The sequence below is a fragment of the Hominibacterium faecale genome, from assembly GCF_020734085.1.
In the GTDB taxonomy this organism is placed as follows: domain Bacteria; phylum Bacillota; class Clostridia; order Peptostreptococcales; family Anaerovoracaceae; genus Hominibacterium; species Hominibacterium faecale.
The window spans coordinates 55,613-81,826 of the sequence record NZ_JAJAGH010000012.1; the positions used below are offsets into that span (position 1 = coordinate 55,613).

Genomic DNA, 26,214 nt, shown 5'->3' on the forward strand with positions numbered 1-26,214 from the left:
CTTTCTCTTTACATGGTTAATCCGCCGTCAACGCAGATGGTCTGTCCCGTAATATAGGAAGCGCTGTCGGAAGCCAGGAACAGGGCAGTCTTTGCAATGTCCTCCGGTTTTCCCGTGCGTCCCAGGCTGATGGCCTCTGCAATCTTGGCTTTCTGATCGTCAGTCATAACGGCTGTCATATCGGTATCGATGAATCCAGGAGCGATGGCGTTGACGGTAATGCCCCGTCTGCCCAGCTCCTTGGCCGCCGACATGGTCATGCCGATGACACCGGCTTTTGATGCGCTGTAGTTGACCTGGGCCGGATTGCCCTTCACTCCGGCCACCGACGACAGGTTGATAATTCTGCCGGATCTCTGTTTGATCATGACCTTGGAAGCCTCGCTGAGGAAATAAAAGGAACCGTTCAGGTTGGCGCTGATCACATCGGTAAAATCTTCGGCTGACATGCGCATCAGCAGCTTGTCTCTGGTGATGCCGGCGTTGTTGACCAAAATGTCCACTTTTCCGAACAAGTCTTTGGCCCTGGCGACAGCTTCCTTTGCCGTCTTAGGATCCGCCACATCTCCTTTCAGCAGTTCCACCCTGGTTCCGTGCTGTGAAAGCTCGGCTGCTGTTTTCTGCGCCTGCTCATCGTTGCTCCGATAGCAGAGGAGCACATCGGAGCCGTTTTTGCAGAATTCAGCGGCAATGGCCTTGCCGATCCCGCGCACGCCTCCTGTAATTATGGCTGATTTTCCCTGTAACATAGCTATTCTCCTTTTTTCAGAGCCGCCAGCCCTTCAATGGTCTGCTGCAAGCTCTCCTCATTTTCGATATTAAACCTGGCGATGGACGAATCGGTCTTTTTGGCCAGCCCGGATAAGGTTTTTCCAGGTCCGATTTCAATCAGCGCTTCTGCGCCGTCGCGGACAAAATTGCGGATGGTCTCTTCCCAGTAAACCGGGCTCATGGCCTGTCTGGACATGATATCAGCCAGATACTCACATACGTCGCCGCCGTCAAAGTCCTTCATCATATCCTCTGCGGTTACGTTGGCATAAATCTTTGCCTGAGGAGCACCAAGTCCTGCTTCCCGGAGCACGTTCTTCAATTCTTTTGCCGCCGGAACCATCATCGGGCTGTGGAAGGCTGTTCCCACCGGCAGCACCATGGCCCGAATCTTCTTGGCCTTGGCCGCCTGTACAAAGCGTTCGATCGCTGCTTTATCGCCTGCCACAACGGTCTGTGCCGGAGAGTTGAAGTTGACCCCTTCCAGAACCCCGTCTTCTCTGGCTTCTTCCACCACCTCCAGGATCGGTTCCCGTTTTCCCATGGCTGCTGCCATCGCGCCCATGGGTTTGCCGTCGGCCCCCGTTCCGGCTTCATTCATCAGTTTTCCCCGCTTGGTGACGATTTCCATGCCTGTTTTGATCTCATCGATAACGCCGGCTGCGGTGAGGGCAGCGTACTCGCCCAGGCTGAATCCTGCATAGCCTATGATTTCCACATCATCCTTCAGTCCCGCCTGCTCCAGTGCCTGCAAAAATGCTTCATAAGCAGCCATGGTTACGGTATAGATGCACGGCTGGGTCACATGGGTCTGCTTTAAGGTCTCTTCATCGCCTTCAAAGCACCATTCCTTCACCTGTTCACCTGCCATGTCAAAGATTGCTTTTGCTGCCGGGTAGGTATCGTACAGATCCTTTCCCATTCCGCTATATTGAGCGCCCTGCCCTGCAAATGTGATTCCGATCTTCATAAATCTCCTCTGCCTCCTTAAATAGTTCTTTGATAATCTCTGCCGCCGGCTGTTCTTTTTTTACCATTCCGGCGATCTGCCCGGACATGATGTTGCCGTGGTCCGCGTCTCCATCGCGGACAGCGGCTGCCAATGTTCCTGTACACAGTTCATTGATCTTTTCCAAGTCCTCATTTTTCTTTTCCAATGCCAGAATCTCTCTGGCCAGCTTATTTTTAATTACTCTCACCGGATGGCCCGTGCTCCTGCCGGTGGCGACGGTGGATGAGTCCTTTGCTTTCAGAATGGCATCCTTATACCCCTGGGCCACGATGCACTCGTCGGCTACCAGAAATCGAGTTCCGATCTGCACGCCCTTGGCTCCCAGCATATATGCGGCTGCCACGCCTCTTCCGTCTGCGATTCCCCCTGCTGCCAGAACCGGAATCTTTACCGCATCCGCAATCTGGGGAACGAGGGCCATGGTCGTAGTTTCCCCGATATGGCCTCCGGCTTCCGTTCCTTCTGCCACCACTGCGTCTGCTCCGGCCCGCTCAACACGAATGGCCAGCGCCACGTTGGCGACCACCGGCACTACTTTAATGCCGCATTCTTTCATTCGTTTAATGTATTTTCCCGGATTTCCGGCTCCTGTTGTGACCACCGCCACCTTTTCTTCGCATACTACATCGATCAATTCATCTACGTTGGGGGCCAGCAGCATGATGTTAACACCGAACGGCTTGTCTGTCATTTGGCGTGTTTTCGCGATCTGGTCTCTCAGCCAGTCTGCCGATTCTCCGCCTGCGGCGATGATTCCCAGACCGCCGCCGTTACTCACAGCTGCCGCCAGATTGCATTCTGCGATTCTGGCCATCGCCCCCTGGATAATTGGATATTCTGTTCCCAACACTTCGCATACGTTTACCATTTTATTTTCCTCCTGCTTCTTATCGGATATGGGACGAGCTTACCATTCTATAATGGCCGCAGCGGCACAGAGCCCGCCGCCAAATCCCATGACTGCAATTTTATCGCCTTTCTCCATTTTACCAGTTTTTGAAAGGTCATACAATGCCATTGGAATACTTGCTGAAGAAACATTGGCGCTCTTGTTGATGCTGATCTGAAATTTTTCGATGGGTTGATTGAGCCTTTTGGCCGCTGCTTCCATGATACGGCCGTTGGCCTGATGGGGAACGAACCAGTCGATATCGTCCAGCTCCAATCCCGCCTGCTTTAGCGCTTCCATGGTCACCTCTTCAATGGAGTTGACCGCGAATTTGAACACTGCTTTGCCTCGCAGCGCCAGGTGCTGGGGTTGATTCTCATCCTTATAGAACGGCGTCTGATGATATTCTTTGCCGCAGGTCAGCACGCCCTTTTGGTCATCGTAATTTTTTAAGTATGTAGCCAGAATACCCGGCCGTTTTGGATTGTTCTCCAGTACCGCCGCCCCGGCTCCATCTCCAAACAATATGCAGCTGGAACGTTCTTTCCAGTTGGTAATCCTTGAAAGCCGCTCGGCCCCGATCACCAGCGCCCTCTGAATATTCATGGTGCCCGCACCGGGCGCGGCGCCGTTTTTCATCAGCGCCTCCGCACACCAAATCCCGTACATAAACCCGCTGCACGCCGCATTTATGTCAAAAGCGACGGCATGATCAAGCCCTAATCGCATTTTTACCTGTGCGCTAGTTACCGGCACCATGGCATCCGGCGTGACGGTAGCCACCAGCACCAGACCGATGGAGTCACGGTCGATGTTGCCCAGAGCTTCTTCTGCTGCTTTGCACGCCAGGTCAGTTCCTGACTCACCGGCTGCGATGTGCCTCTGCTCGATGCCGGTCCGTTCGATGATCCAGGTGTGATCGGTATCTACCAGGTCGGAAATGTCGTCATTTGTCACGACTTTTTCCGGCAGACATTTCCCTAATCCTACAATTTCTACGCCCAAATCGTCCTCCTTTTGAAATTAATTTACTTCTAAAACAAAATACTTTGATAATCAAACTATTTATTTAATTATAGTTTATTTTCAAAAAAAGTCAATGTTTTTGTTGAGTCTTTGACCGTTGTAAAAACCTTCCTTGCAAGTTGTCCGCCTTTTGGGTATAATCTGCTTTGCGGCTATATTTGGATGCCGTTTGAGCAAAGGAGCAGGTATGAGTATTTTAACAGTTGAACATTTATCCCATGGCTTTGGCGACAGGGCCATTTTTAACGACGTATCCTTCCGTCTGCTGGCCGGTGAGCACATCGGACTTGTGGGCGCCAACGGAGAAGGAAAGTCTACGTTTATGAATATTGTCACCGGCAAGCTGGCGCCGGATGAAGGAAAGGTGGAGTGGGCCAAGAACTGCCGCATCGGTTACTTGGATCAGCACACGGTTCTGCAAAAAGGCATGACCATGCGGGATGTGCTCAAGTCGGCCTTTTCCTGGCTCTTTGAGATGGAGGCGCGCATGAACCAGATCTGCGACCAGCTGGGATCGGCCGATGAGTCGGAGATGGACATGCTCATGGAAGAGCTGGGAGAAATTCAGGATATGCTGACCATGCACGATTTTTATATCATCGATGCCAAGGTGGAAGAGGTGGGAAGAGCCCTGGGCCTTACGGACATCGGTCTGGACAAGGATGTGTCTGATCTGTCCGGCGGCCAGAGGACAAAGGCCCTGCTGGCAAAGCTGCTTTTGGAAAAGCCGGATATCCTCCTGCTGGACGAGCCGACCAATTATCTAGATGAAGAGCATATTGAGTGGCTGAAGCGGTATTTGCTTGATTACGAAAATGCCTTTATTCTCATCTCCCACGATATTCCTTTTTTAAACAGTGTCATCAATCTGGTCTATCATATGGAAAATCAGCGGCTGGACCGTTATGTGGGCGATTACGACAAATTCCAGGAGGTCTATGCGGTGAAAAAGGCCCAGCTGGAGGCTGCGTACAAGCGTCAGCAGCAGGAAATCAGTGAGCTGAAGGATTTCGTGGCCAGAAACAAGGCCCGGGTGGCGACCCGCAATATGGCCATGTCCCGGCAGAAAAAGCTGGATAACATGGAACGGATCGAGCTGGCGTCTGAAAAACCCAAGCCGGAATTTAACTTCCAGAAAGGGCGCACTTCGGGGAAGGTGTTGTTTGAGACTCGGGAGCTGGTGATCGGCTATGATGAGCCTTTGTCCAAACCGCTGAATCTTTCCATGGAGCGGGGACAGAAAATTGCCTTGATCGGCGCCAACGGCATCGGCAAGACCACGCTGCTGAAAAGTATCCTGGGTCTCATCCCGCCCCTTTCCGGGAAATGCGAGCTGGGTGATTATCTGCAGATCGGTTATTTTGAACAGGAGATGGCGCCGGGAAACACCAATACCTGCATTCAGGAAATGTGGAATGAGTTTCCGGGCATGAATCAGTTCGAGGTGCGGGCGGCGCTGGCAAAGTGCGGGCTGACCACCAAACATATTGAAAGCCAGGTGCGGGTTCTCTCCGGGGGCGAGCAGGCGAAAGTGCGGCTCTGCAAGCTGATCAACCGGGACAGCAATCTTTTGCTGCTGGACGAACCGACCAATCATCTGGATGTGGATGCCAAGGCGGAGCTAAAGCGGGCTTTGGTGGATTATAAAGGAAGCTTGCTTCTGATCTGTCACGAGCCGGAATTCTATCAGGATGTGGTGACGGATGTCTGGGATTGCAGCAAATGGACGACCAAGCTGGTTTAAGGCCGCCGGGTGACGGCTACGCTTTGCAAGGTGGAGTTTTGGGGAATATGGGGTGCCTCGGGGCTGGCGCATCATGGAGCAGTGGTGTCTGGGATGCCTTGGGCGCTTCAGATTACCTTTTTGGGTTTTTTTGAGTTTAGGGGGCGGGTCTCGGGGTACTTTGAGGGTGCCCCGAGTTGCCGCAGGAAAAAAGCGAGAATTTTATTGAAAATTTACCGGATTTTTACCTTTGTTGAAATTTGGTGCCGCGCAAAGCAAGAAGGCCGCCTGCAGAATAGTGTCGAAATTGTCGAATTTAAATCAGCAGCTTCAGCAGATCGTCCGCTTGATCGATGATATAATCCGGCCTGTTGGGGCCGGTCTTTTCTTCTTCGCTCACCGCCATGGCCCAGCTCACCAGCACCGACTTGACGCCGGCATTTTTCGCGCAGAGGATATCGAACATGGTATCCCCCAGCATAATACTCTTTTCCGGTACAGAGCCCAGCTTTTCCAGGGCAATATTAATAGGCTCCGGATCCGGTTTATGTTTATCCGTATCATCGGCAGTCACGACGGTATCAAAGTATTCCATGATTCCGTACTTTTCCATTCCCTGCTCTGTGGTCCTTCTTAGTCTGGAAGTAACCATGCCCAGCTTATATCCCCGCTTTTTCAGCTCTGCGATCAGTTCCTTCATCCCGGGGAACAGGGAAATCAGCTCGCCAAAATTGTCATAATGGTAACTCCGATAAACCTGAATCGACTCTTCCACCGGTACATTGGGAAAGAGCTTTTCCATGGTCACTTGCAGCGGTTCCCCAAAGGTGGCGATAATTTTCGCCTCGTCCTCTTCCCGGTTTTCCAGGGTTCTGAAAGTATGCTGCCAGGAATTGATGATTACATCGTTGGTATTCATCACCGTTCCGTCAAAATCAAATAGTACAGTATCTATTTTACTCATAATGATTCTCCTTTTACATGCTGCCTATTATTATAGGACGGAACCGAAAGTTTTGCAATGGGCGGCAGACAGAATTGGGAAAGGTTTGGTTTTTGGAGGCGGTGGCCTAACGAAAACAAGGAATTTTGAATGAAGTTAGTGTAAAGGCAGATGTCTGGCAGGTTTGGGCCAGGTGCATGAAGTAAGACGTTTCTTCTACGAAAAAAGGCCGCCTCTATAGGCGGAGACCCATAAGGAAGTAAAAAGTGTTTTGGTCGGAACCGGCGTGTTAAGTCATGCCGGTTCTGATTCGTTTAGAGACTCCCTTCCAATCTTCAAAGGGATGCGGATTTGCCCCACATAGGTAAAGTATAAATCTATCTGCACATGCTTTCTTCCATTCTCCCTTACCGGGCTGTGTACCACGATCTTGCTCACAAGTGCATTGAGGATGGCGGCGTCGAGTTCCGGTATATCCAGGTACTTGTCCACCAGCTTCAGAAACTCGTTCACATCGGAAACCTGCCCGGCCTGTGCCTCGATTTCCCGTTCCAATACGGCGGTAAGCTGCTCAATCTCCGCCTGCTCCTTCTCATATTGGCGGGATAATTTTAAGTACCGGCTGTCAGACAGCTTGCCCAGCACATTGTCCTCATAGATGTGTTGGATAATCCGGTCCAAATCCTCCATCCGTTTTTTCGCCCCGGAGAGGGTTTTCTGCTTTTCCGCCAGTTCTGCCTTGCGGCTTTCCTCGTCCTGCGCCAGCATTTCCAGTTTGAAATCCTTCTGGAACATACGGACATAACTCAATGTCTGCCGTATGGTTTCCAGCACAATTCGGTAAAGCACCTGTTCCCGGATATAATGGATTTTACAGGAGCCGGTGTTGCTCTTGTAATTGGAGCAGACGAAATGGTTCTGGCTGCCGTCCTTGTAAGTGTTGCAGGTGCAGAAATACAGCTTGGCCCTGCAGTCGGCGCAGTAGAGCAGGCCGGTGAACATGCTGGTCCTTCCTGTTTTTGTCGGCCTGCGTTTGTTCTTCCGCAACTCCTGTACCCGTTCCCATTGTCCTCTCTCGATGATGGCGGGCTGGGTATCCTCAAATATTTTCTGATTCTCAATCGGGTTTTCCATCTGCTTTTTGAATTTCAGGGACTTGGTATAGGTCTTGAAGTTCACGGTACAGCCTGTGTACTCCCGCCGCTCCAATATCCTGGCGACAGATTTAGCGCACCACTGATAAAGATTTTCCGGCATGGCCCAGCCTTTCTGCCTGGCGTGATAGGCGGTAACGGTCGGCACCTTGTCGGCTGTGAGGATTTTGGCAATCTGCATGGGGCCTTTCCCCGCAATACAGAGGTTAAAGATACGTCGCACCACCTTTGCCGCTTCTTCATCCACAATCCATTTCTTTTTGTCCTGCGGGTCTTTTATGTACCCATAAGGCGGGTTGCTGGCAATATGCTCCCCGGCTTCGCCCCGGATTTTTACCACCGCCCGGATTTTCTTGCTGGTATCCTTGGCGTAGTAGTCGTTGAATACATTTTTGAACACCGCAAAATCATTTTCCCCCTTGGCGCTGTCCACATCGTCGTTGATAGCGATAAAGCGGACGTCATAAGCGGGGAAGATGAAATCCTGAAGCCGCCCCATGTAGGAATACTCCCTGCCCAACCGGGACAGGTCTTTGACAATCACAGCGGATACGCTGTAATCCTCCACATATTTCATCATTTCCTGAAAGCCCGGCCTTTGAAAGCTGGTTCCAGAATATCCGTCGTCTACAAAGAATTGGATATTCCGAAACCCGTGTTCGTCGGCGTATTTGCTTAGAAGGGCTTTCTGGTTGGTAATAGAATTGCTTTCCCCGTCCAGGGCGTCGTCCTGGCTCAAGCGGCAGTATAATGCGGTGATCTTGTCTGGCTGCTGGTTCATTTGCTTCTCCTTTCTGTTCAGGCAGCCAAGTAAACGGTTGCCCTTATTATAACGCTCCGGTTTAGATTTTTCAGCTATGTCTCTGACTCTTTTTCCTGTAAATCTTTCTCCATCAGCCGCTTTAATTTCTTTACGATCCCTTCCGAGCCTTTTTCCGCAAAGTGGGGAATGACCCTGTAGACGGAGGCACCTTCAAAGTATGTATATTTGCTGTTTCCCAAATCAAAGTGATACGCACCGTCTTTGAAATACTTTTCCATCCGTTCCCCCACAGCGGGGTCAAAGTCTTTCAGCAGTTCATACAGCTTTTGTTCATCGGTCATTGGCGTCCCTCCTTTTGTCAACAGGCAAATTCAATGTGATAATAGCTGGCCTGCCGAAGCCCTGTTTCCGGCGGACGATCAGGCCGCAGGATTCTAGTTCGTGAAACGCCCGTGTTGCTACCTGCCTGCTCCGGCGGAGTTTCGCTTTGGCGTCCTCCACAGTGAAGTACAAGCGGATGGTCCCATCCGCTTCGATATAGCCTTTCTTTCTGGAAATCCCTGCCCGGTCCAAAAGCAGGGCGTACAGCACCTTGGCGTCATTGGATAAGTCCAGGGGGATAAGGGAACGTGGGAAAATGATGTAAGACGAAATCTCCGTATCTGTTTTGAATGGAATCATAAATTCACCTTCCTATCCATCGACACGATAGATAGATTGATATTGACTGTTTTGTATTTAACTTTTTCTTATTAACTACCGTCTAAATCCGGGCTGTCAGAGAGGCGGGAAAGCTGCGGACTGAAAAACAGGATATGGACGTTTCAGAGCGTCAGCTTTGCCATGTTCTGAAAAACCAATCCTGGATATTCCCGTTTAGGAGGTAAAATGAGGCGGCAGCCTATATGTACGCAGCTTGCTGCCTGTTCGGGAAAATCCCGTTTAGGTCAAGAGCCTGTTCGGACAATTAGAAGTCCGTTTGGGATAGGTATAAGGGATTTATCCCTCTATCCCATTGACCGGCGCTTATAAAGCCTACAGAATCAATGGTTTTTCTCCCCTAATTGTCCACAGGCAACCCGCCTTTTCCGGTCGCTGGCTGTTTTCTGCCTGCGGTGAATAATGGCGGCGCAGGCCTTACAGTATTTTGCCCGGTTGGAACCGGGGAGAAAGGATTGGCCACAGACAGTACACCGTTTATGTTCCTTCCGGTAAAGCAAAGCAGCCGCCAGAGGTTCATCCAAGGGCAGGACAGCGGCACGGAACCACCTGCACAGCAGGGAGTAGGAAATGCTCTGCACGCACACGCATTCTTCTCCATCGTCAAGGGCAAGGCAGTTCCCGCTCTCATAGTTGCAGCACTGATGAACCAGCTTTCTGGCTCTGCGGTAATGGGAATAGGTCATGATGGGGATTTTTTCTTTGATTTCCATCGCCTCCTTTCAGGCTGTTAAAAAACTCTCCCTATCTATCTGTACATTTTGAAAGCAAAATGACACCCCCTTTTGAAAATAAATTTGAGATGGCTCAAAATATCTTTCATATATCCGTACATTTTTCGGGGGATTGTTGCATGGGTAAACACAAAAATATGCTTCTAATAGTCACTTCATTTCTCAGAGATTTTTACAGTGGGGGGTAAAAATTAAAAAAATACCACCACGACTATTTCAAGCCATGATGGTATTTCTCAAATTTCAAACTTATAGCCGATGCGACGGATAATAAAACCGGAGGAAACAAAAATTTTACGCCAGTTTCCAGCTTTGGCTCTCCGTTTGTAACTTCACCATTCGGGCATACAAGCCGTTTTGCTTTAACAATTTTTCCGGTGCGCCTTCTTCGGCCACGGTTCCTTCAGAAAGCACCACGATCTTATCTGCCCCGGCTACGGTGCGCATCCGGTGGGCGATCACCAGCACCGTCTTATCCGCAATCAGACGGGAGAGGGCAGTTTGAATCAGGGTCTCGTTCTCCACATCGAGGGAAGCGGTTGCTTCATCCAAGAGAATAATCGGCGCGTTTTTCAGGAAAGCGCGGGCAATGGAAATACGCTGCCGTTCACCGCCGGAAAGCTCGCAGCCGTTTTCCCCGATGTTGGTATGCCAGCCATCCGGCAGCTTTTCGGCAAATTCATCCACATTGGCAAGTTTTGCCGCTGCTAATACCTGTTCGTCGGTTGCATCCTTATTCCCAATTCGTATATTCTCCAAAATGGTATTGTCAAACAGCGTAACATCCTGAAACACAATGGAGAACAAGGAAAGCAGAGCCTCCGGGTCCATTTTGGAAATATCCATACCTCCCACAGTGATTTTTCCCCGGCTCGCATCCCAAAACCTTGCTGCAAGCCGCGATACCGTGGTTTTGCCGCCGCCAGAGGGCCCTACTAAAGCTGTGACTTCGCCCTGTTTTGCGGTAAAGGAAACATCCTTCAATACGGTTTTTCCTGTGTTGTAAGCAAAGCCTACATGGTCGAAGGTAATATCATAGCCTTTGTTGGAAAGTCTGTTTTCTCCCTGCTGAATCGGGTGATCGAGAATTTCATTCATGCGGGCGATATTAGTGCGGGTGCTGATAACCGCCGCCAGATTTTGCAACGCCCCTTGCAGCGGGTCATAGAGCCGTGAAACAACCAGCAGGAACATGAAGAAAGTCAGGACATCGAGGTTGCCGCCTATCAACAGAATAGAGCCTACCAGCGCAACGGTGGCAATTCCCAGCTTTAATATGAGTGACGCGGACACCACAAAGGCAGCCAACCCAAACTCATTGAGAATGGAACGATATTCCACGGCACGGATTTTCTTTTCTAAGCCTTTCAGGTATTCTGCTTCGGCATTGTTGGCTTTTAAGTCGCGCACCGTCTCAATGCACTCCTGAATCCCGTCGGCGCAGGCCATCTTTACATCCATCGCTTTCTGATTGAGCCGTTCCTGCACCTTGGAGGAGAACCCCACAATGGCAAAGGCCACCGGCAGTACCCACAGCGCCGCTAATGCCATGCGCCAGTCGAACACCAAAAGGCTAATGGAAATTAAGACAGTGGAGATGATGGAGCCTGCCAGTTCGGGAATAAAATGGGAAAAGCTCTGCTCCAAAAAGGTGCAGTCGGCCATGATGGTGCTGGTGAGATCCGCCAAATCCTTTTTTCCAAAGAAGGACAGCGGAATCCTCCGAAGTCGTTCGGCCAGCGTAATCCGCCGCACACCGCTTTCTGTATAAGTGGCAAAGTAGGTGGCGTTGTACTGAAAGTATGTGGTAAGCAGGATCAGGCCGATACACACCACGCAGCCCACGATGTAAAAAGCAATTTTTTCGCCGGGTACGCCGCCAGCCATCAAATCGCCTACCAAAAAATACAAGAGGCCCACTGGGAACATAAAGGAAAGATTTTGAAGAACGCAGGCAAGGCAGCCTTTTACCAGATCCTTCGCCCCCTGCTCGGAAAGGGCATACCGTTTTTGCAGCCGTTTTATCATGTTATTGTACCTCCTTTGCAACCTTCCATTGAACAGAAGTTTGATAGTCCTGCCACATGCGGCTGAATACGCCGCCTTTTTCCAACAGCTCACGGCTTTTGCCGCTCTCTGTGATCTGCCCGTCCTCAATGACATAGATTTGGTCTACGCCAGCCACGGTAGAGAGCCGATGGGCGATCATAATCACCGTTTTCCCCTGTGACAGCTTGGAAAAGGCTGCCTGTACGCGGGATTCATTATCCGGGTCGGCAAAGGCGGTGGCCTCGTCTAAGATTACGATAGGCGCATTTTTCAGCATCACGCGGGCAATGGCGATCCGCTGCTGTTCGCCGCCGGAAAGGTACACACCTTTTGTCCCTATCACGGTGTCTGCGCCCCTCGGCAGCTTTTCCAGAATATCATCGCACTGGGCGTTGTGGAGGGCAGCCATGATTTCTTCCCGGGTAGCATCCGGTTTTCCCATGCGCACATTTTCCAAAATCGAGGCTTTGATTAGGCGGCTGTTCTGGAATACAAAAGAAACGGTATTCATAAGTTCCTCTTTGGCGATGTTCTTCACATTCACGCCGCCAATCTTCACCTGTCCGCCTTGCGGGTCAAAGAACCGGCAGATCAGATTGGCAAGCGTGGTCTTGCCACCGCCGGAAGGTCCCACAAAGGCCACCGTCTGCCCTGCGGGAATTGAAAGGGAAATATCCTTGATGACCTCGTTTTTTCCATCATAACTGAAATGAACATGGTTAAGCTGTACCGAAGCGCCGTTTGGGTGTTCCGGCTGTGCTACTTCTGCAAGAGGGTTCAAATTCAATACGCTGTCGATTCTATGCAGGGCATCGTCCACGATCATGGCATTTTCGCTCTGAAACATGATACGGGTAAGGGTGACGGAGATGATGGGCGTGATGATGATGTAGAACATCAAATCCAGCAGGAAATCCTTCGTAACGCCGCCCCCTGTAAAAATCAACGCACCGGCAATCAGCGCGGCAAAGACGCCGTTGATGGCTGCCGTATAAAACATCATGGGTGCTCGAAGCTGCTTGGTATAGGCAATCACCCACACCTTATACCTATCAATGGAATCCTTGAATTTTTTGAAGGAGAATATGGTCTGCCCGAAGGTTTTCACAACGGGAATCCCCCGTACATACTCCACCGCTTCATTGGACATATCATCGAGAGCGTTTTGGTATTCTTTCATTTTTTCCTGCATTTTCTTTCCGGTCATCGTCATCATAATCAGAAAGCCCAACAAAACTGGCACAAGGCTCAAAAGTCCCAGCCGCCAGTCGAACACCAGCAGCAGAACCAAAAGGCCGCATGGTGTCGCAATGGCATTGGCACGGTCGGGAAGCTGATGCGCCAGATAGGTTTCGGTGGCGGCGCTGGATTCATTGACGATTTTGCGCAGCCTGCCGCTGCCGAATTGCTCTGCAAACCCCAGCGGCAGCTTTACAATACGCTCCATCGTTTGCAGGCGCAGGTTGGTGGCAATGCGGAACGCCCCTTTGTGGGAACACATCAGAGCGCCTATGTAGACCAACACCGCGATCACTGCGAACAGCACCGCCATCCAGCCGTTACGGGTCAGGTTTTGCGCATGGCTGAAATCCGGCGCAAATGCCAACACTTCCTGCATGACCTTCCAGATATAGTAGAAAGGCACTAACGCTATGAGGGCGCTGATGGCCGAAAGCACCCAGGAAGCGTAAGTCAGGTATTTGTGGCCGCCTGCAACTGCAAGCAACCGTGATAGATTGGATCGTTTTTTCAAAGAAAATTCCTCCTTTTCGTTTATTTATGATAAAGAGAACACAAGCGCGTTCTTCTTATATCCGTATAAGTTAGTTATTGCTAACCTATGGGCAAAAATTACAGGGCGTTACTGCCCCATAATTTTCATCCATCCGGCTGTATAGAAAGCCCGCATTTCCTTCACATAGTTTTCTGCGTTATGAAGCGGCATTTCGTGAATCACCAGTTCAAAGAAAGTATGAAACATGCCGGTAATCAGAATATGCTCCAGCGCAGGGTCGATCTGCGGGGAAGGACGACCAAGCTCCTGCAAAACTTTCTGATAGGCGTGGGTTGCCGCCACTTCAATCTCCACCATTTCATCGATGAAACCGAAAAACTTCGTCCCCTCCGAACAGCAGAGAATCAGTTTACATTCTTCCAGATGTTCGTAGGCGTAGTGGAGCATATCAAACATGCAAGCGCCGGAAAAATCTCCCATAACCTCCGGCTGCTGCTCGTGGGGGAGATTAGCAAATTCTTTCTGCGCTTTTTGAAAACAGCCGAGCAGATACGCATAATGCTCGCCTACCAAAGCCTCGAACAGTTCTTCTTTACTTTTATAATATCCGTAAAAGGCTCCAGTTGTCATACCTACGGATTTTACGATATTCCGCAGGGAAGCGTCTTTGTAGCCTTTTTGCAAAAACTCCGCTTTTGCGGCCCGGTGGATGCGTTCTAAGGTTGTCAGATTTCCTTCTATCCTTCTCACCTCCATAACACTGTTATATATCACTGTTATATTTTATTCCAAGAGGCGGGTCTTGTCAAGAGGGAAATTACCCATAGAATCATTTCAGAGACATTGAAGATAAAACAAGGTGAGGCAGCGTTTATACACTGCCTCACCTTTCTATTTTTCTTCAAACTTATAGCCGATGCCGTAGACGCTTTTCACATAGTCCGGCAGGTCGGGAGCGATCTTTAGCTTCCTCCGTAAATTACTCACATGGTTGTTGACTGCTTTGCGGGAATAGTAGGTATAATCTTCTTCCCACACCAGATCCATAAGCATTTCATAGGTGAATACCCGCTTCGGATTTAAGATAAGCAAGGAGAAGATTTCAAATTCCTTGACGGTCAATTCTATCGACTGCTCCAATCTGCCAGCCGGTTTCAGCTAAATCAAGTACGGCTAATTTCCCATATCACCACCACCTAACCATCATCCAATGCTTTCTTTAACTTTTGAAAAGACTCCGCGCTGATCGCATGTTCAATGTTGCAAGCGTCTTGTTCTGCTATTTTGGGGGCTACGCCTGCCGCTATGAGCCGTTCTGTAAAAAAACGATGCTTTTCAAAAATCTGTTCGGCAAGCTGCAATCCTGTTTCTGTGAGGGAGAGTGTGCCGTCAGCATTTTTAACAAGATGGCCGGATTTGGATAGTTCCTTGACTGCCCGGCTTACGGAAGGCTTTTTTACCCCCAACTGCTTTGCAACATCCACGCAGCGGACATAGCCATGACGCTGCTGCATTATTAAAACGGCCTCCAGATAATCTTCCATCGAAGAAGTTAAAGACATAAAGGCTCCTCTCTTTTAGTTCTTATTTACTCAAATCCCACTGAAAACTACAGCAGGCTTGAATCAGTTCCTCATCATGGGTGATCACTAATACGGTTTTTCCCTCGGCCGCAGTATCTTCCAATGCAGAGGCAATTTTCCGCATGTTCCCGCCGTCCAGCCCCGACGTAGGTTCATCCAACAATAAAATTTCTCTGTCGGATAAAAGGCCGCAGGCAATGGAAAGGCGCTGCTTCTGTCCGCCGGACAGAATAGCCGGATGCGCGTCTTTGTAAGCGTAAAGATCTAATTTCTTCAGCAAATTTCTGGCCCTTTCCAATTGTTCCTCTGTCCTGGAAATCCCTAAGAACAGTTCTTCTGTTACGCTGTTTGTAAAGAATTGTGTGCCAGTGTCGTTGGAACTGTACCAGCAGCTTTTCCGCCGCCGTGACGAACCGGCTTTCCGACCGTGAAGGGAAATACTGCCCTTGGACGGACGTTCCAAGCCGGCAACGATTTTTGCCAGTGTTGTTTTTCCCGCCCCGTTGTGTCCGGTGATGGCAATGATCTGCCCCGCCCAGGCTGCAAGGTTTAAATTCTCCCAAATTGTATGCTTCCCTCGCTTACAGGAAAGGCTTTTCAGGGAAAGAAGAGGCGAGCCTGTGACGGCAGGTATGGAGAGCCTTGAAGGCATACAATGCTGTACAGCGCGTAGTTCCAACTGTTTCATGACTTCAGAAGTCAGCAGTCGCATTTGTTCAGGCGTGCGCTCCCACTGGATGGCTCCATCCCGGATATACACAAAGCGATCCGCTACATCCATCAGCCAGGAAATCCGATGTTCCGCAATCAGAAGCGTGCAGCCTTCCCGCTTTAGCCCTTGGAGAACTTCCCGCAGTTCTTTAACACCTTGGCCGTCCAGATTGGCGGTAGGCTCGTCACAAACATAAACGGGAGGGTTCATGGCGTAGACAGAGGCCACGGCTGTACGCTGCTTTTCTCCGCTGGAAAGCACATCAAGGGAGCGGTCACGCAATTGTTCCAAACGAAACCGCCGGATAGCCACGTCTGTTCGCAGAACAATTTTTTCATGCGGGAAGCCGTAATTTTCACAGCTGAAAGCAACTTCTCCCGGCATTTCAGAGGAGAAAAACTGACTTCCCGGATCCTGGAACACACTGCCCACCGTTTTTCCCCGTTTCCACAATGGCTCATCGCTTCTGTCTTTCCCATTAATCTGAAGGCGGCCGGAAAACCGGCCCATATGAAAGGCAGGCGCAATGCCGTTCACTATATGGATCAAGGTGGTTTTCCCATTTCCTGAAGGGCCGGTCAATACCACGCATTCGCCTTTCCGGACATGCAGACAAATATCGGTCACGCCTGCCTCGGAGTCGGCATATTGAAAATTCACATGTTCAAACCGGATCACTTTATCCCTCCTATTATGAAAAACAGGATGGTTCCAATCGCCCATATTCCCATCCAGAGGAAATCAGCCAGCTGAAGCTTTCTGGCATAGTAGCTTCCCCGCACCCCCGGTGCCTGGGCGCCACGCGCTATCGCCGATACGGAAAGCTGATCCGCAATCTGCAAGCAGCGCAGCAGCATGGGCACCAACACATATTCGCAGGTAACGGCAGGGTGGCGGAGCACCTGCACTGATCCGGTCAGCCTTCGATTCTTCATGGACTGCCGAATCCCATTCAGTTCCGCCTTCATGGTTGGGAAAAACCGAAATACCACCAGCAGCCCTAAGATAACCGGAGTGGGGGTATGGATTTTCGACAGGGAGGCCGAGAGCTGTCCCGGAGGCGTGGTAATGAGATCCCACGCCGCCAGGAATACCGGCATAAGGTTGTAAAACATCAGCACATAGAACTCCGAAAAAAACACCATACGCAGGCCGTGAAAGCGAATGAGATACAGCAGCAGCACCAGCGCCAGATAAAAAATGCCGAAGGTCAGGCAGAGCCGCCACCGCTTTTCAAAAACCAACTGGTAGAAAGCAAGCAGTGCAAGAAGACAGGTGAGCAGGGTGTTTGCGGTAAGCGACACTCCAAGGATGGCGCAGGCCGCCGCCCACGCTTTTACCGGAACGGATAAGGCTTTTTCCCGCATTTACAGAACACCCGCTTTTTTGAAATGCTTTTGAATCAGCTTCCGGCCGACAAGGCTGCCCAGGAATCCGCAGAACATGGTAAAAATCAGGATAAAAGCCACCCAGCCCGGCGCTGTATAATACTGAACGTAAGCGTCGATATAACTCTGCTCCATACCGCTGGCAATCGCAAAACTGTAATAGGTACCCCAGAAAAACCAGACGGGAAGCAGGTTTACCCCGTTGTATAACAGGCTGGAAACTATCCATGCGGCGGTCAGGCGGTTTGGCGTAATCCCTTTCCACAGGATGATTTCCGCGAGGACTCCCACCACGATAAACCACGGGAGCAAAAACCAGTTGCCCATCATCAGAAAGACAAGGCCCAGCAGCGTCATGTATACCAGTGAAACAAACCGTTTGCGGATGCGGTTTACCATCAAAAAATAGATGGGCCCGCAAACAAGCATGGTAATGCCTACGGACAGCACCATGCTGACAAAATCATTCACCATGCAGACCATGTTGATCCCCAGCTGAATGACAATGAGCAGCACGGTCATCAGTACCAGTGTAATAACGTCTTTTACAGACCATTTCTTTGCGTTTTCCATTTTGATTCTCCTTTGTTTTCTTTTATGATTCTTGCAGCTTCCGGCTTAATGCCCATTCGCGCAGCCCTATAAACCGCCGGTACGGGCCTTTCTGTTTCATAAGTCTCTGATGCGTTCCCCGCTGTACGGTCCGCCCCATTTCAGCACAAGGGTCTGGTCGGCATTCCGAACATTGGCAAGGCGATTGCCTCATCTATACGATGCTCCTCCTTTCTTAAAGTTAGTTTTAGCTAACCGTTGTGCAAAAAATTTACGGTTCAAATGAACCTTAAAAGGCCGCTCCAGCCACAGTTGAAAAAGACTGCCAGTTCATTGACATAGCCAATCGCCTGTTCCCGGCTCATATCATGGGCGACTGTTTCAAAAACGGCGGTAAAATAGGCGCTTGTGATCATATGGTGAAGGTCACGGTTGACCGTCCCCTCCAATTTCCCGAGCTGCCGGAGCTGCTGATAGTAATCCTCCGTCTGATCGACTTCAAGCTCCACAAGCTCATGAATATAGTTGGCATACCGGGTTCCCTCGGAGCAGCAAATCACCAGTTTGAACGCATCGAAATGATCATAGATGTAATTGATAAAGTAATTCAGGTAGCTGGTAGATAAATCTTGGCTCTGTCCCGTTTTATCCTCTGTAACCAATTCATAATGTGCTTGCTGCGCCTGTTTAAACTGAGCGATCAGTTCATCGGCCTCCGGAGCTACCAAAGCGTCAAACAACGCTTCCTTACTGTTGTAATAGCCATAAAAGGCCCCTTTGGTAAAACCGGCTTCTTTGACAATGGCCCGCAGGGAAGCATCTTTAAAGCCCTTCTCCAAAAACTCCCGCTTTCCAACCTCAAGAATGCGCTTTTGCGTATCAGTCAGCTTCACGTTTTGTTCTCCCTTCATATACCATTGGTATATTAACATAAGCAGTGTAATTTGTCAACAAGTTTTGAGCGAGCGTATAGCGCTGGATCGAAAACAACTTTGAAATTAGCGCCTTAAATATAGAGGATTTGACGAAAATAAATGCCGCAAGAAGTTCACGTTGATCCTGTGGCATTTTATATTATGGTTGCGCTTAACAAAAACAAGTTCCAAAAAGCATTTCAGCTTACAGAAGGCATAAGCATTAGGGAATACATTCGGGCATTGCGGATGGAACTTGCTCTGGAACCTTTTGAAAAAAGCGATATGTCCACTGGCAACATCGCAAAAGCAGTTGGCTATCATGGAGTATCAAATTTCTACCATGTCTTTCAGCAGAGATTTGGAGAAACATATTCATAAGCTGTTTTCACAGATTGGCAAGCAATGCAAACATGTACATGTTTGCGATTTTGGCGGGTTTTCTACCCGCCAAAATGCTTGTTGAGGGATAACCCCCAAGCCCCCAAGATCGCTACCTTCGGTAGCGGCTGCGCGTCCTGCGGACGCTGAAAAATTTTTAATAAGCAAAAGAAAAACTCTATGCAAATGGTTCGTCCATTCACATAGAGTTTTCTTATTTCCCGTTCACTTGGCATAGGTTAGTATTTTCGCAATACTTCTATATGTTCCTCTGCCATTCTGAGGCAGCCTCTTCTCTCGTTTGTGATGTGCTTTATTCAATGGAAATCAGCTTTTTCTGCTCTTCCAGTTTTTTCGGTTCTTCTTTTGGTATTGACAGGTGCAGCGTGCCGTCTTTAAAGGAAGCTTTGATGTCTTCCTCTGTTACTCCGTTCCCTACATAGAAGGTCCTGGAGCAACTGCCGGTGTAACGCTCTCTGTGAATATAGTTGCCGTTCTCGTCTTTTGTGTCGTTGGACTCATTTTTCGTGGCAGTGATGGTCATGTAACCGTCCTTCAGCTCTGCGCTAATGTCTTCCTTCGCATAACCCGGCAGGTCAATGTCCATCAGATAATCTCCATCCTGTTCCTTAATATCGGTCTTCATGACGTTCTTGTTGCTATCCATTCTGCTGAAAAATGGGTCTTTGAACATCTCGTCAAACAAATCCAAACCGAAACTACTTCTTCTAGGCACCATCATCATATGTCATCCCTCCTTAATTTCTAACCAGTGGCAAAACGCAGGTTAGATAAAATATAATGATTTTATGTTCCCCCTTTTGGAACAATTTTATAATAACACTTTTTGTTAGCACTGTAAAGAGGTGAGTGCTAATTTTTCCGAAAATTTTTTTGCCTCTTTTGAGAAAACTGTAGATTTCAATGCTTTTGCATTATAATGGAAAAATTTTGCACTTACTCAGTCCGGCTTTATTCTTCTGACCCTGAATTCAAACCTCATACACGGAAAACCGCAAAGCCTGCCAGCTGTCAATCGCGCCTTCACAGACGAAAAGCCTGTTTTCCAGCCATTTATACTCGGAACTGCCGACATCGAATCTGGCAGTTCCTTTATAATAATATTCCTCCGAAGAAACGGCTTCCCCGGCCAAAAGCTTTTCCTCCAGCTCCTGCGCCAGATGGAGATAGGCGTCGATCTGCATGAACAGCTCTGCGCCGTCATCGGTTTTGAGAAGCACCGGAGCATAGATGATATTCACCCCCTCTGATGGCGTATAGGTCGTAGACGCTCCCACAGGCAAAATTCTGCCCTTCATCCTATCGCCGGAGAAAGAGCCTTCGCCTGCAGGGGAGATCAGCAGGTCCCCCCTGCAGGTGTTCTCGATTAAAAGATCGGAGGTCTGCTCCAGCTCCATATCAAACAACTTCCTCATAAGCTGCCTCTGATGACCGTTCCTTCAAAAATAACCGCATCGATCGCAGCATCTCTCAGCTGCTCCAGGGGCATATCGAAAATGTTTCTGTCTACCAGAATCATATTTGCCAGCTTGCCCGCTTCGAGGGAGCCCATTTTGTCCTGCCAGCGAAGCTGTATTGCACCGCCAATGGTATAGCCCTTCAGTAGAACAGGAAGGCTCAGTTTCGCTGAGGCCGGCGGCCTCATGGACCCCGGATATTTTTGTGGATTCAGAGGGAACTCCGGATCCACTTTTGTGGCCGCCACCTGCATGCCAAAGAAGGGATAGGCCCTGTGAAGTTCGTATCCGGTCACCACATCGCTGGAGAAGGTAACAAGAGCGCCGCTTTCGATCATCGGGTTGAACTGGTACATCCTTCTCCACTTTTCTTCCGAATAATAGTTCATGGCTTCTTCGCCGAAATATCCGCCCGACCAGTGGCAGGACCAGTTGATGGTAATGCCCAGCTCCGCCGGCCGTTTCATGTCCGCCGGATCCACAACTTCGCAGTGGGCCAGCACCGGCATACATACCCAGGGAACGCCCGCGGCGGCAGCCTGCGCCTTGGCAGCTTCCACTGCGTCGCAGGCAACCCGGAAGCCCCGGTCGCCGACCACATGGATATGCAGATCCAATCCCTCCTCGTTGCACAGCAGGAAACATTTGGTGAGCTCATCGGTCTCCATCATAATTTCGCCGTAATTTCCCGGGTCATGGATATGTTCATGGAGGGAAGCCGAATTGCCGCTCTCATTGGTACCGTCTAAAAAGAGTTTCATGGTATTTATTTTAATATGCTTTGTCGTGTATTTTTTTTGGTATTCCTTCAGCTTTTCGATCTTTTCCGGGAGATCCGCATAATTCCAGAATCGGACCATGCCATCATAATACACTCGAAGCTCGCCCGCTTGGTCCAACTGGTAAATGCCTTCGATCTGGTCGTCGTTTTCAATAAACCCGTCGGCCATGGCCGTGATGCCGCTTTCCTCCAGGAAATCGAAGAACCCTTTCATCGTTTCCCCGGTCAGCTCTTCCGGCGGATACCAACCGAGAGTGCGGAACATATTGTCAGCAAACTTATACCAGGCCATTTCCCGGATCCAGCCGGTGGGATTCCCCTCTTCGTCTCGCACAAAGGTCTCTAACGGTCCTGGGTCCGGCGTATTTTTATCCACCTTTAGCAGCTCCAGCATTTTGCTGTTGACCCAGCATAGATGCTCGCCAAAATCCTGGCAGAGCACCGGCCTGTCACTGACCGCCGTATCCAGCAGTTCCTTAGTCGGCCCGTGTTCATCGAACATGGAAGTGGGGTAATATTCAAAATACAGAAAGGGACATTCCGACTTGGGATGCTTCTCGCCGTATTCTTTCACAAAGCGCAGCAGCTCATCCACATCCTCGGTCCAGGGCAGGCGGACATGCCACAAGCTCTTAGTCACCCATCCCGGATGAATGTGACTGTCGATCATGCCAGGAAGTAGGCATTTTCCGCCGAGATCATGGACATCTGCATCCGGATACGCTTCCAATTTGGCATCTGATTGATCGCCCACAAATTGGATCCCTGTTTCATCAAAAATAATGCAGTTTGCTTTTGGACATGCTTCATTGGATGTATAAATATCCGCGTTTTTAAAAATCGTTGTCATCTGCCTTTCCTCCTTATTCATCAAGCTTCATTTCCGGCGGCAGCTCTTTAAATCCCCTGGTTTTGATCGCCAGATAAAGGATGCCCACCAGAAGCCATGCGCCTCCCAGAATCTTAGCCGGCGTCTCGATAAAGTAGAACACGACGACGAGACTTACCATTCCCAGAGCAGGAATGACAAGATGCCGAAACATCGCTGCCCCGCCTCTTTCTTTGCCCCGGATGATATAATGGCTGATGACCGATAAATTGACCATAAAGAATCCGCAGACAGCGCCGAAGGACACCAGCGATGCAGCGCCCATTACATTGTCCTGATAAAAAATTGCGGTCAGTGCGATGAGGGTCGTCAGTACAATATTGTTTACCGGGGTCTGGAATTTTGGCGATAATTTGCCGAAGAATTTCTTTGGCAGGATGTTGTCGCGGCCCATGCCGTACAGAATTCGGGAAACAGCGCCCATGCCCGCCATGGCGCATACAAAGCTGCCGCAGTTATCGATTACAAAAAACATGGTTCCCAGCCAGTTCATGCCGAGATGGGGGAAAAGCTCGAAGATACCCGTGTCCGGATCTTCAATCCCTGTATGGGCCTGGGGCCACGCGATTTGGGAGAAATAGGCGACAATGGCGAAGATAACGCCCGCTCCGATGACAACGCCCATGATGGCTTTCCCCATCACTTTTTGCGGTTCCTTTGCTTCTTCTGCCAGAGTCGTTACCGCGTCAAATCCCACAAAGGATGCGCAGAGGACGGCCGACGCCGCAAGGGTGCCCTTTAGCTCAAAATTGTCAGGATTGTAAAAAGCCGACGGATCGAATAAAGTCCCCGAACCGCCGCCGTTTGTCACATATCTCACAATGCAGGCCACAAAGAGAATGGTGAAAGCGATTGCGGCGCAAGTGACGATGGTATCGATGATGCTAGCCGTTTTTATGCCCACAATATTGACGATCATGCCGATGGCAGCCACAAAGACAACGATGGCCCACACCGGAAGCACTGGAAAATACTCATTGATGTAAACGCCCAAGAGCAGGTAGCAGATCATCGGCAGCAGCAGATAATCCACCAGCATCACCCATCCTGATAAGAAGCCTAAGTGGGGCTGCACCGACTTGTTTACATAGGTGTATGCAGAGCCGGCCGAAGGATACGCTTTTACCATCTGGGTATAGCTGTAGGCCGTAAGCGCCATCACGACAGCAGTAACACATAATGCCAGCGTATACATGCCGTGGGTGCTGGGCGTAAACAGTCCGTAGTAGTTGAATACCACGGTTGGGGCCAGATATGCCAGCCCAAACATAATGATCAGCGGCAGCGTTAACGTTCGCTTTAATGTAACTTCTCCCGCTTGCTTTTGTTCACTCATAATAAACCTCCCTCTAATAATATTTCCTATTGTTATAATATTCAGAAAATTAATTAAAGGCAATGTCTTTTTATTGTTGTTTTTAATAGGTTTATCATGATTTCAACAATAGAATCATTCTAAAAACAGGTTCATATAGTGTTCGATCAGCAGATTGTCCACGATCGTTCGGATCACATAGGGTTCGTAATAGACCATATTATCCTGGGATTGATTAATGTATTTTTCACGAAATTGTTTAGGGGTGCATTTGTACCACTCTTTAAAAGCTTTGTAGTAATACTGGGGATCAGAAAACCCGCATGCTTCTGAAATTTCAACGATTGTATAATTGGTGTTGATCAGATACCATTCCGACTTGTTGGCCCTGATATACGCCAGCATTTGCCGAAAGCCGATGGACACCTTGCGCATGAATTCGGAGACATAGCTGCTGCTCAGTCCAAGATGGGAGGAAAGATCCTTCAACGTTATTGTTTCAACCAAATGTTTATCAATATACGCATAGATCTCCTGATTTCTTTTGAGAATTTCTTCATGAAATTCTGTTTTACCGGAATGGAAAAAGATGATATCAAAATGGTGAACAAATAGATCGGTGATGGATTCGGTGATTTGGGTGATTTTCGCCGCGTCCTGTTCCAGGCTGCCGTCAAGTATAAACTTTAATAAGGCAATCAGGATTCCCCGCAGACGATCGTGATAGACGGTGGGATAGGGCATAGTTGTCTCTTTGCAGCCCTCGCAGACAAAGAGCATATGCTTAATATTGGGGTATTTTTTCTCAAACCACATTAAATCAACATAGAAGGACACGCACATATTATAGCCGTCGCTGTGAAGATAATATGCGTCCCGGTCAACCGAAACATATTCGCCTGTATTGAGTATGAACTCTTCGTAGGCATAGGCGAATTTAATGGTTCCAGTCAGACAGAAGATAATTTCCAGCGTGCCCGCATCGTGCATACACAGCGGCTTGTCTTTAACGGAATAAACGCTGATGCTGAGGGGAGTATTTTCAATTTTGGTAATACTTTGTACGGGTGAAGTGTTCATCGATTCTTTCTATGAAGCTGCCGCAGTTTGAGAAGAATGCCTTTTTTAAATGTGTCATACGCTGGGCTGCCGTAAGCTGCCCAAATCTGCCCGCGCAGCAGTCTCCTTCCTTTCTTTTGATTTTCAAATTTATCCCATGCGGATGGATTTAAATTTCAAGTTTTCTCATAACCACGCAGTAGGCCGCAAAGAGCAGAACCGCTGCTCCCAGCCAGGCTGCGATTTCCACAAAATAGATTCCGGCCGCACCGATGATGGTCACCACTAACACGGCCATCACAGCCCTTAAAATCAGCTCAACCACTCCCGCAGTCACAGCAATCCAAACCTTTCCCAAACCCATTAGAATATTGCGGTAGGTATTGAGCGCATATAAGGCGAACAGCATGATGCTCATGATAAACAAGTATTTATATGCGATATCCAAGACCTGTCCCGCCACTTCAGCTTCCGCGGAAATGAACAGCAGTAAAATATTTTTCCCGAAGAGAATCATTATGACACCGATGGACACAGAAGCGACGGCACCAAGGATCAGTGCCACTCTTGTTCCCTTTTTTATACGTTCTTTGCTGCCGGCGCCATAATTTTGACCGGTATACACCATCATGGCATTTCCCACGGCCAGCGAGATGGCTTCCAGTACTCCGTACAGCTTGTTGGTAGCCGTAAACCCTGCCACGTAGATAAAGCCCAGTGTGTTGAGGGCGTACTGGACCACGATGCCGCCGATGGCTATGATCGCATACTGGAAAGCAGATGGCAGTCCCTTACGCCAAAGCTGTCTCAGAATAGGTTTATCCAGTTTCCAGTCTTCCTTTTCTGACTTGAGGATAGAGATTTTTCGGATTTTGTTGAAACAATAAATGCAGGAGACGGTCTGGGCGACAATGGTAGCCACAGCAGCTCCTCCGATCCCCCACTTGAACGCTAAGATAAAGAGCAGATCCAGCCCAATGTTGGAAAGAGATGAAATGAGCAGGGCAATAAAGGGCGTGCTGCTGTCGCCCAGCGCGCGCAGAATGCAAGCGGCTATGTTGTACATCATCACCACAAATATACCTGCATACATGATAGTAACATAGGTTTTCGCATACCCGAAAATGTTGTCGGGCGTATTGAGCAGGGACAAAATCGGTCCCGCTGCGCATATACCGATCAAAGCAAGAACCGCACCTGTGGCGATGCTCAGGATAATCGACATATTGACGCTTTTTTTCAGCTGATCATACTCCTTAGCACCGAAATAAAAGGTGATTAAAACGGAAAATCCCTGTCCGAATCCAAAGGCCGCCCACATCATGAACCAGTAAATCCAGTCTGTCGCGCCGATCGCGGCCAGGGCGGTGACGCCGACCCCTTTTCCAACAATCATGGCATCTGCCACTGTATATAACTGCTGCAGAAAATTACCGCCCATCAAAGGCAGCATAAATTTGAAAATGAGCTTCTTGGGATCACCCGTTGTCATATCATGAATTCGCTCTTTTTTCACCGTTTACCTCCGTCTTTGTAAAATGATCTTTGGATATTCTACACTGACGGACCGGGAAAGTAAAGTATTAGATTCCGCCCATTTGGGTAATACCCGCGTATCGATCGCGCCGTCATCTGTCTGTTTC

The 26,214-nt window shown here is 49.3% G+C and carries 26 protein-coding genes; 2 read left to right on the forward strand and 24 right to left on the reverse strand.

Annotated elements, in window-relative coordinates; translation table 11 throughout:
• Positions 1 to 8: 8 nt before the first annotated feature.
• Genes fabG through LG211_RS15975 form a run of 4 tightly spaced genes read right to left on the reverse strand, consistent with a single transcriptional unit; the run spans position 9 to position 3,677 of the window.
• Positions 9 to 749, reverse strand: a complete 741-nt coding sequence (gene fabG, locus LG211_RS15960; RefSeq protein ID WP_269477987.1) for a 3-oxoacyl-[acyl-carrier-protein] reductase — start codon at positions 747 to 749, stop codon at positions 9 to 11.
• 2 nt (positions 750 to 751) lie between these two features.
• Positions 752 to 1,741 (reverse strand): ACP S-malonyltransferase, encoded by a 990-nt coding sequence (locus tag LG211_RS15965; protein ID WP_148396806.1) that lies wholly within the window; start codon positions 1,739 to 1,741, stop codon positions 752 to 754.
• On the reverse strand, positions 1,698 to 2,651 hold the full coding sequence (fabK, locus tag LG211_RS15970) for an enoyl-[acyl-carrier-protein] reductase FabK (protein ID WP_148396807.1): 954 nt from the start codon (positions 2,649 to 2,651) through the stop codon (positions 1,698 to 1,700). The genes LG211_RS15965 and fabK overlap by 44 nt, the downstream gene beginning before the upstream one ends.
• A 39-nt stretch (positions 2,652 to 2,690) precedes the next feature.
• Positions 2,691 to 3,677 carry a 3-oxoacyl-ACP synthase III family protein gene (locus tag LG211_RS15975; RefSeq protein WP_148396808.1) on the reverse strand — a complete coding sequence of 329 codons (987 nt, stop codon included), beginning with the start codon at positions 3,675 to 3,677 and terminating at the stop codon, positions 2,691 to 2,693.
• A gap of 208 nt (positions 3,678 to 3,885) precedes the next feature.
• Here LG211_RS15975 and LG211_RS15980 point away from each other — a divergent pair, with 208 nt between their 5' ends.
• The gene (locus LG211_RS15980) at positions 3,886 to 5,442 is read left to right on the forward strand and encodes an ABC-F family ATP-binding cassette domain-containing protein (RefSeq protein ID WP_148396809.1); all 1,557 of its coding nucleotides are present in this window, start codon (positions 3,886 to 3,888) and stop codon (positions 5,440 to 5,442) included.
• Between the two features lie 295 nt (positions 5,443 to 5,737).
• On the opposite strand, the gene ppaX is transcribed toward LG211_RS15980, so the two are convergent.
• The 14 genes from ppaX to LG211_RS16050 form a co-directional block, all read right to left on the reverse strand.
• The gene (gene ppaX / locus LG211_RS15985; protein ID WP_148396810.1) at positions 5,738 to 6,385 is read right to left on the reverse strand and encodes a pyrophosphatase PpaX; all 648 of its coding nucleotides are present in this window, start codon (positions 6,383 to 6,385) and stop codon (positions 5,738 to 5,740) included.
• A 273-nt stretch (positions 6,386 to 6,658) separates the two neighbouring features.
• Positions 6,659 to 8,299: a recombinase family protein gene (locus LG211_RS15990; protein ID WP_253020272.1), complete on the reverse strand. Its 1,641-nt coding sequence runs from the start codon at positions 8,297 to 8,299 to the stop codon at positions 6,659 to 6,661.
• A 74-nt stretch (positions 8,300 to 8,373) separates the two neighbouring features.
• Positions 8,374 to 8,622: a hypothetical protein gene (locus LG211_RS15995; protein WP_253020273.1), complete on the reverse strand. Its 249-nt coding sequence runs from the start codon at positions 8,620 to 8,622 to the stop codon at positions 8,374 to 8,376.
• The gene (locus tag LG211_RS16000) at positions 8,612 to 8,962 is read right to left on the reverse strand and encodes a replication initiator protein A (RefSeq protein ID WP_148396812.1); all 351 of its coding nucleotides are present in this window, start codon (positions 8,960 to 8,962) and stop codon (positions 8,612 to 8,614) included. The genes LG211_RS15995 and LG211_RS16000 overlap by 11 nt, the downstream gene beginning before the upstream one ends.
• A 362-nt stretch (positions 8,963 to 9,324) precedes the next feature.
• A complete protein-coding gene (locus LG211_RS16005) occupies positions 9,325 to 9,714 on the reverse strand; it encodes a cysteine-rich VLP domain-containing protein (RefSeq protein ID WP_253020274.1) in 390 nt (129 codons plus the stop codon).
• Positions 9,715 to 10,029: 315 nt separating this feature from the next.
• Positions 10,030 to 11,763 carry an ABC transporter ATP-binding protein gene (locus tag LG211_RS16010; RefSeq protein WP_148396813.1) on the reverse strand — a complete coding sequence of 578 codons (1,734 nt, stop codon included), beginning with the start codon at positions 11,761 to 11,763 and terminating at the stop codon, positions 10,030 to 10,032.
• Between the two features lies 1 nt (position 11,764).
• The gene (locus LG211_RS16015; RefSeq protein ID WP_148396814.1) at positions 11,765 to 13,537 is read right to left on the reverse strand and encodes an ABC transporter ATP-binding protein; all 1,773 of its coding nucleotides are present in this window, start codon (positions 13,535 to 13,537) and stop codon (positions 11,765 to 11,767) included.
• Between the two features lie 108 nt (positions 13,538 to 13,645).
• Positions 13,646 to 14,293 (reverse strand): TetR/AcrR family transcriptional regulator, encoded by a 648-nt coding sequence (locus LG211_RS16020; RefSeq protein ID WP_465250806.1) that lies wholly within the window; start codon positions 14,291 to 14,293, stop codon positions 13,646 to 13,648.
• A 117-nt stretch (positions 14,294 to 14,410) separates the two neighbouring features.
• Positions 14,411 to 14,659 (reverse strand): winged helix-turn-helix domain-containing protein, encoded by a 249-nt coding sequence (locus LG211_RS16025; protein WP_465250807.1) that lies wholly within the window; start codon positions 14,657 to 14,659, stop codon positions 14,411 to 14,413.
• A gap of 56 nt (positions 14,660 to 14,715) precedes the next feature.
• Entirely contained in the window at positions 14,716 to 15,081 is a 366-nt protein-coding gene (locus LG211_RS16030; protein WP_022155856.1) for a metal-dependent transcriptional regulator, read from the reverse strand.
• A gap of 22 nt (positions 15,082 to 15,103) precedes the next feature.
• A complete protein-coding gene (locus tag LG211_RS16035; RefSeq protein WP_269477988.1) occupies positions 15,104 to 16,492 on the reverse strand; it encodes an ABC transporter ATP-binding protein in 1,389 nt (462 codons plus the stop codon).
• Positions 16,489 to 17,181, reverse strand: a complete 693-nt coding sequence (locus LG211_RS16040; protein WP_269477989.1) for an energy-coupling factor transporter transmembrane component T family protein — start codon at positions 17,179 to 17,181, stop codon at positions 16,489 to 16,491. The genes LG211_RS16035 and LG211_RS16040 overlap by 4 nt, the downstream gene beginning before the upstream one ends.
• Positions 17,182 to 17,775 (reverse strand): MptD family putative ECF transporter S component, encoded by a 594-nt coding sequence (locus tag LG211_RS16045; protein WP_253020277.1) that lies wholly within the window; start codon positions 17,773 to 17,775, stop codon positions 17,182 to 17,184.
• Between the two features lie 257 nt (positions 17,776 to 18,032).
• Entirely contained in the window at positions 18,033 to 18,647 is a 615-nt protein-coding gene (locus LG211_RS16050) for a TetR/AcrR family transcriptional regulator (RefSeq protein WP_269477990.1), read from the reverse strand.
• 141 nt (positions 18,648 to 18,788) lie between these two features.
• Between LG211_RS16050 and LG211_RS16055 the strand changes: the two genes are divergently transcribed.
• The gene (locus LG211_RS16055; protein ID WP_148396820.1) at positions 18,789 to 19,049 is read left to right on the forward strand and encodes a helix-turn-helix domain-containing protein; all 261 of its coding nucleotides are present in this window, start codon (positions 18,789 to 18,791) and stop codon (positions 19,047 to 19,049) included.
• A 313-nt stretch (positions 19,050 to 19,362) separates the two neighbouring features.
• Here LG211_RS16055 and LG211_RS16060 read toward each other — a convergent pair whose 3' ends face one another.
• The 6 genes from LG211_RS16060 to LG211_RS16085 all read right to left on the reverse strand — a co-directional run bounded on the left by LG211_RS16060 (position 19,363) and on the right by LG211_RS16085 (position 26,087).
• Positions 19,363 to 19,794, reverse strand: a complete 432-nt coding sequence (locus tag LG211_RS16060; RefSeq protein WP_148396821.1) for an Hsp20/alpha crystallin family protein — start codon at positions 19,792 to 19,794, stop codon at positions 19,363 to 19,365.
• Between the two features lie 247 nt (positions 19,795 to 20,041).
• On the reverse strand, positions 20,042 to 20,485 hold the full coding sequence (locus tag LG211_RS16065; RefSeq protein ID WP_148396822.1) for a DUF3237 domain-containing protein: 444 nt from the start codon (positions 20,483 to 20,485) through the stop codon (positions 20,042 to 20,044).
• The gene (locus tag LG211_RS16070) at positions 20,482 to 22,158 is read right to left on the reverse strand and encodes an amidohydrolase (RefSeq protein WP_269477991.1); all 1,677 of its coding nucleotides are present in this window, start codon (positions 22,156 to 22,158) and stop codon (positions 20,482 to 20,484) included. The genes LG211_RS16065 and LG211_RS16070 overlap by 4 nt, the downstream gene beginning before the upstream one ends.
• Positions 22,159 to 22,171: 13 nt before the next feature.
• Positions 22,172 to 23,533, reverse strand: a complete 1,362-nt coding sequence (locus LG211_RS16075) for an APC family permease (RefSeq protein WP_269477992.1) — start codon at positions 23,531 to 23,533, stop codon at positions 22,172 to 22,174.
• A gap of 114 nt (positions 23,534 to 23,647) precedes the next feature.
• Entirely contained in the window at positions 23,648 to 24,592 is a 945-nt protein-coding gene (locus tag LG211_RS16080) for a helix-turn-helix transcriptional regulator (protein WP_148396825.1), read from the reverse strand.
• Positions 24,593 to 24,740: 148 nt separating this feature from the next.
• Positions 24,741 to 26,087: an MATE family efflux transporter gene (locus LG211_RS16085; RefSeq protein WP_148396826.1), complete on the reverse strand. Its 1,347-nt coding sequence runs from the start codon at positions 26,085 to 26,087 to the stop codon at positions 24,741 to 24,743.
• Positions 26,088 to 26,214 lie beyond the last annotated feature (127 nt).

Excerpts from the sequence above, each read along its gene's own strand:
- fabG (WP_269477987.1), bottom strand. The coding sequence starts at position 749 with ATGTTACAGGGAAAATCAGCCATAATTACAGGAGGCGTGCGCGGGATC.
- LG211_RS15965 (WP_148396806.1), bottom strand. The coding sequence starts at position 1,741 with ATGAAGATCGGAATCACATTTGCAGGGCAGGGCGCTCAATATAGCGGA.
- fabK (WP_148396807.1), bottom strand. The coding sequence starts at position 2,651 with ATGGTAAACGTATGCGAAGTGTTGGGAACAGAATATCCAATTATCCAG.
- LG211_RS15980 (WP_148396809.1), top strand. The coding sequence starts at position 3,886 with ATGAGTATTTTAACAGTTGAACATTTATCCCATGGCTTTGGCGACAGG.
- ppaX (WP_148396810.1), bottom strand. The coding sequence starts at position 6,385 with ATGAGTAAAATAGATACTGTACTATTTGATTTTGACGGAACGGTGATG.
- LG211_RS15990 (WP_253020272.1), bottom strand. The coding sequence starts at position 8,299 with ATGAACCAGCAGCCAGACAAGATCACCGCATTATACTGCCGCTTGAGC.
- LG211_RS15995 (WP_253020273.1), bottom strand. The coding sequence starts at position 8,622 with ATGACCGATGAACAAAAGCTGTATGAACTGCTGAAAGACTTTGACCCC.
- LG211_RS16000 (WP_148396812.1), bottom strand. The coding sequence starts at position 8,962 with ATGATTCCATTCAAAACAGATACGGAGATTTCGTCTTACATCATTTTC.
- LG211_RS16005 (WP_253020274.1), bottom strand. The coding sequence starts at position 9,714 with ATGGAAATCAAAGAAAAAATCCCCATCATGACCTATTCCCATTACCGC.
- LG211_RS16010 (WP_148396813.1), bottom strand. The coding sequence starts at position 11,763 with ATGATAAAACGGCTGCAAAAACGGTATGCCCTTTCCGAGCAGGGGGCG.
- LG211_RS16030 (WP_022155856.1), bottom strand. The coding sequence starts at position 15,081 with ATGTCTTTAACTTCTTCGATGGAAGATTATCTGGAGGCCGTTTTAATA.
- LG211_RS16040 (WP_269477989.1), bottom strand. The coding sequence starts at position 17,181 with ATGCGGGAAAAAGCCTTATCCGTTCCGGTAAAAGCGTGGGCGGCGGCC.
- LG211_RS16045 (WP_253020277.1), bottom strand. The coding sequence starts at position 17,775 with ATGGAAAACGCAAAGAAATGGTCTGTAAAAGACGTTATTACACTGGTA.
- LG211_RS16055 (WP_148396820.1), top strand. The coding sequence starts at position 18,789 with ATGCCGCAAGAAGTTCACGTTGATCCTGTGGCATTTTATATTATGGTT.
- LG211_RS16060 (WP_148396821.1), bottom strand. The coding sequence starts at position 19,794 with ATGATGATGGTGCCTAGAAGAAGTAGTTTCGGTTTGGATTTGTTTGAC.
- LG211_RS16065 (WP_148396822.1), bottom strand. The coding sequence starts at position 20,485 with ATGAGGAAGTTGTTTGATATGGAGCTGGAGCAGACCTCCGATCTTTTA.
- LG211_RS16070 (WP_269477991.1), bottom strand. The coding sequence starts at position 22,158 with ATGACAACGATTTTTAAAAACGCGGATATTTATACATCCAATGAAGCA.
- LG211_RS16075 (WP_269477992.1), bottom strand. The coding sequence starts at position 23,533 with ATGAGTGAACAAAAGCAAGCGGGAGAAGTTACATTAAAGCGAACGTTA.
- LG211_RS16080 (WP_148396825.1), bottom strand. The coding sequence starts at position 24,592 with ATGAACACTTCACCCGTACAAAGTATTACCAAAATTGAAAATACTCCC.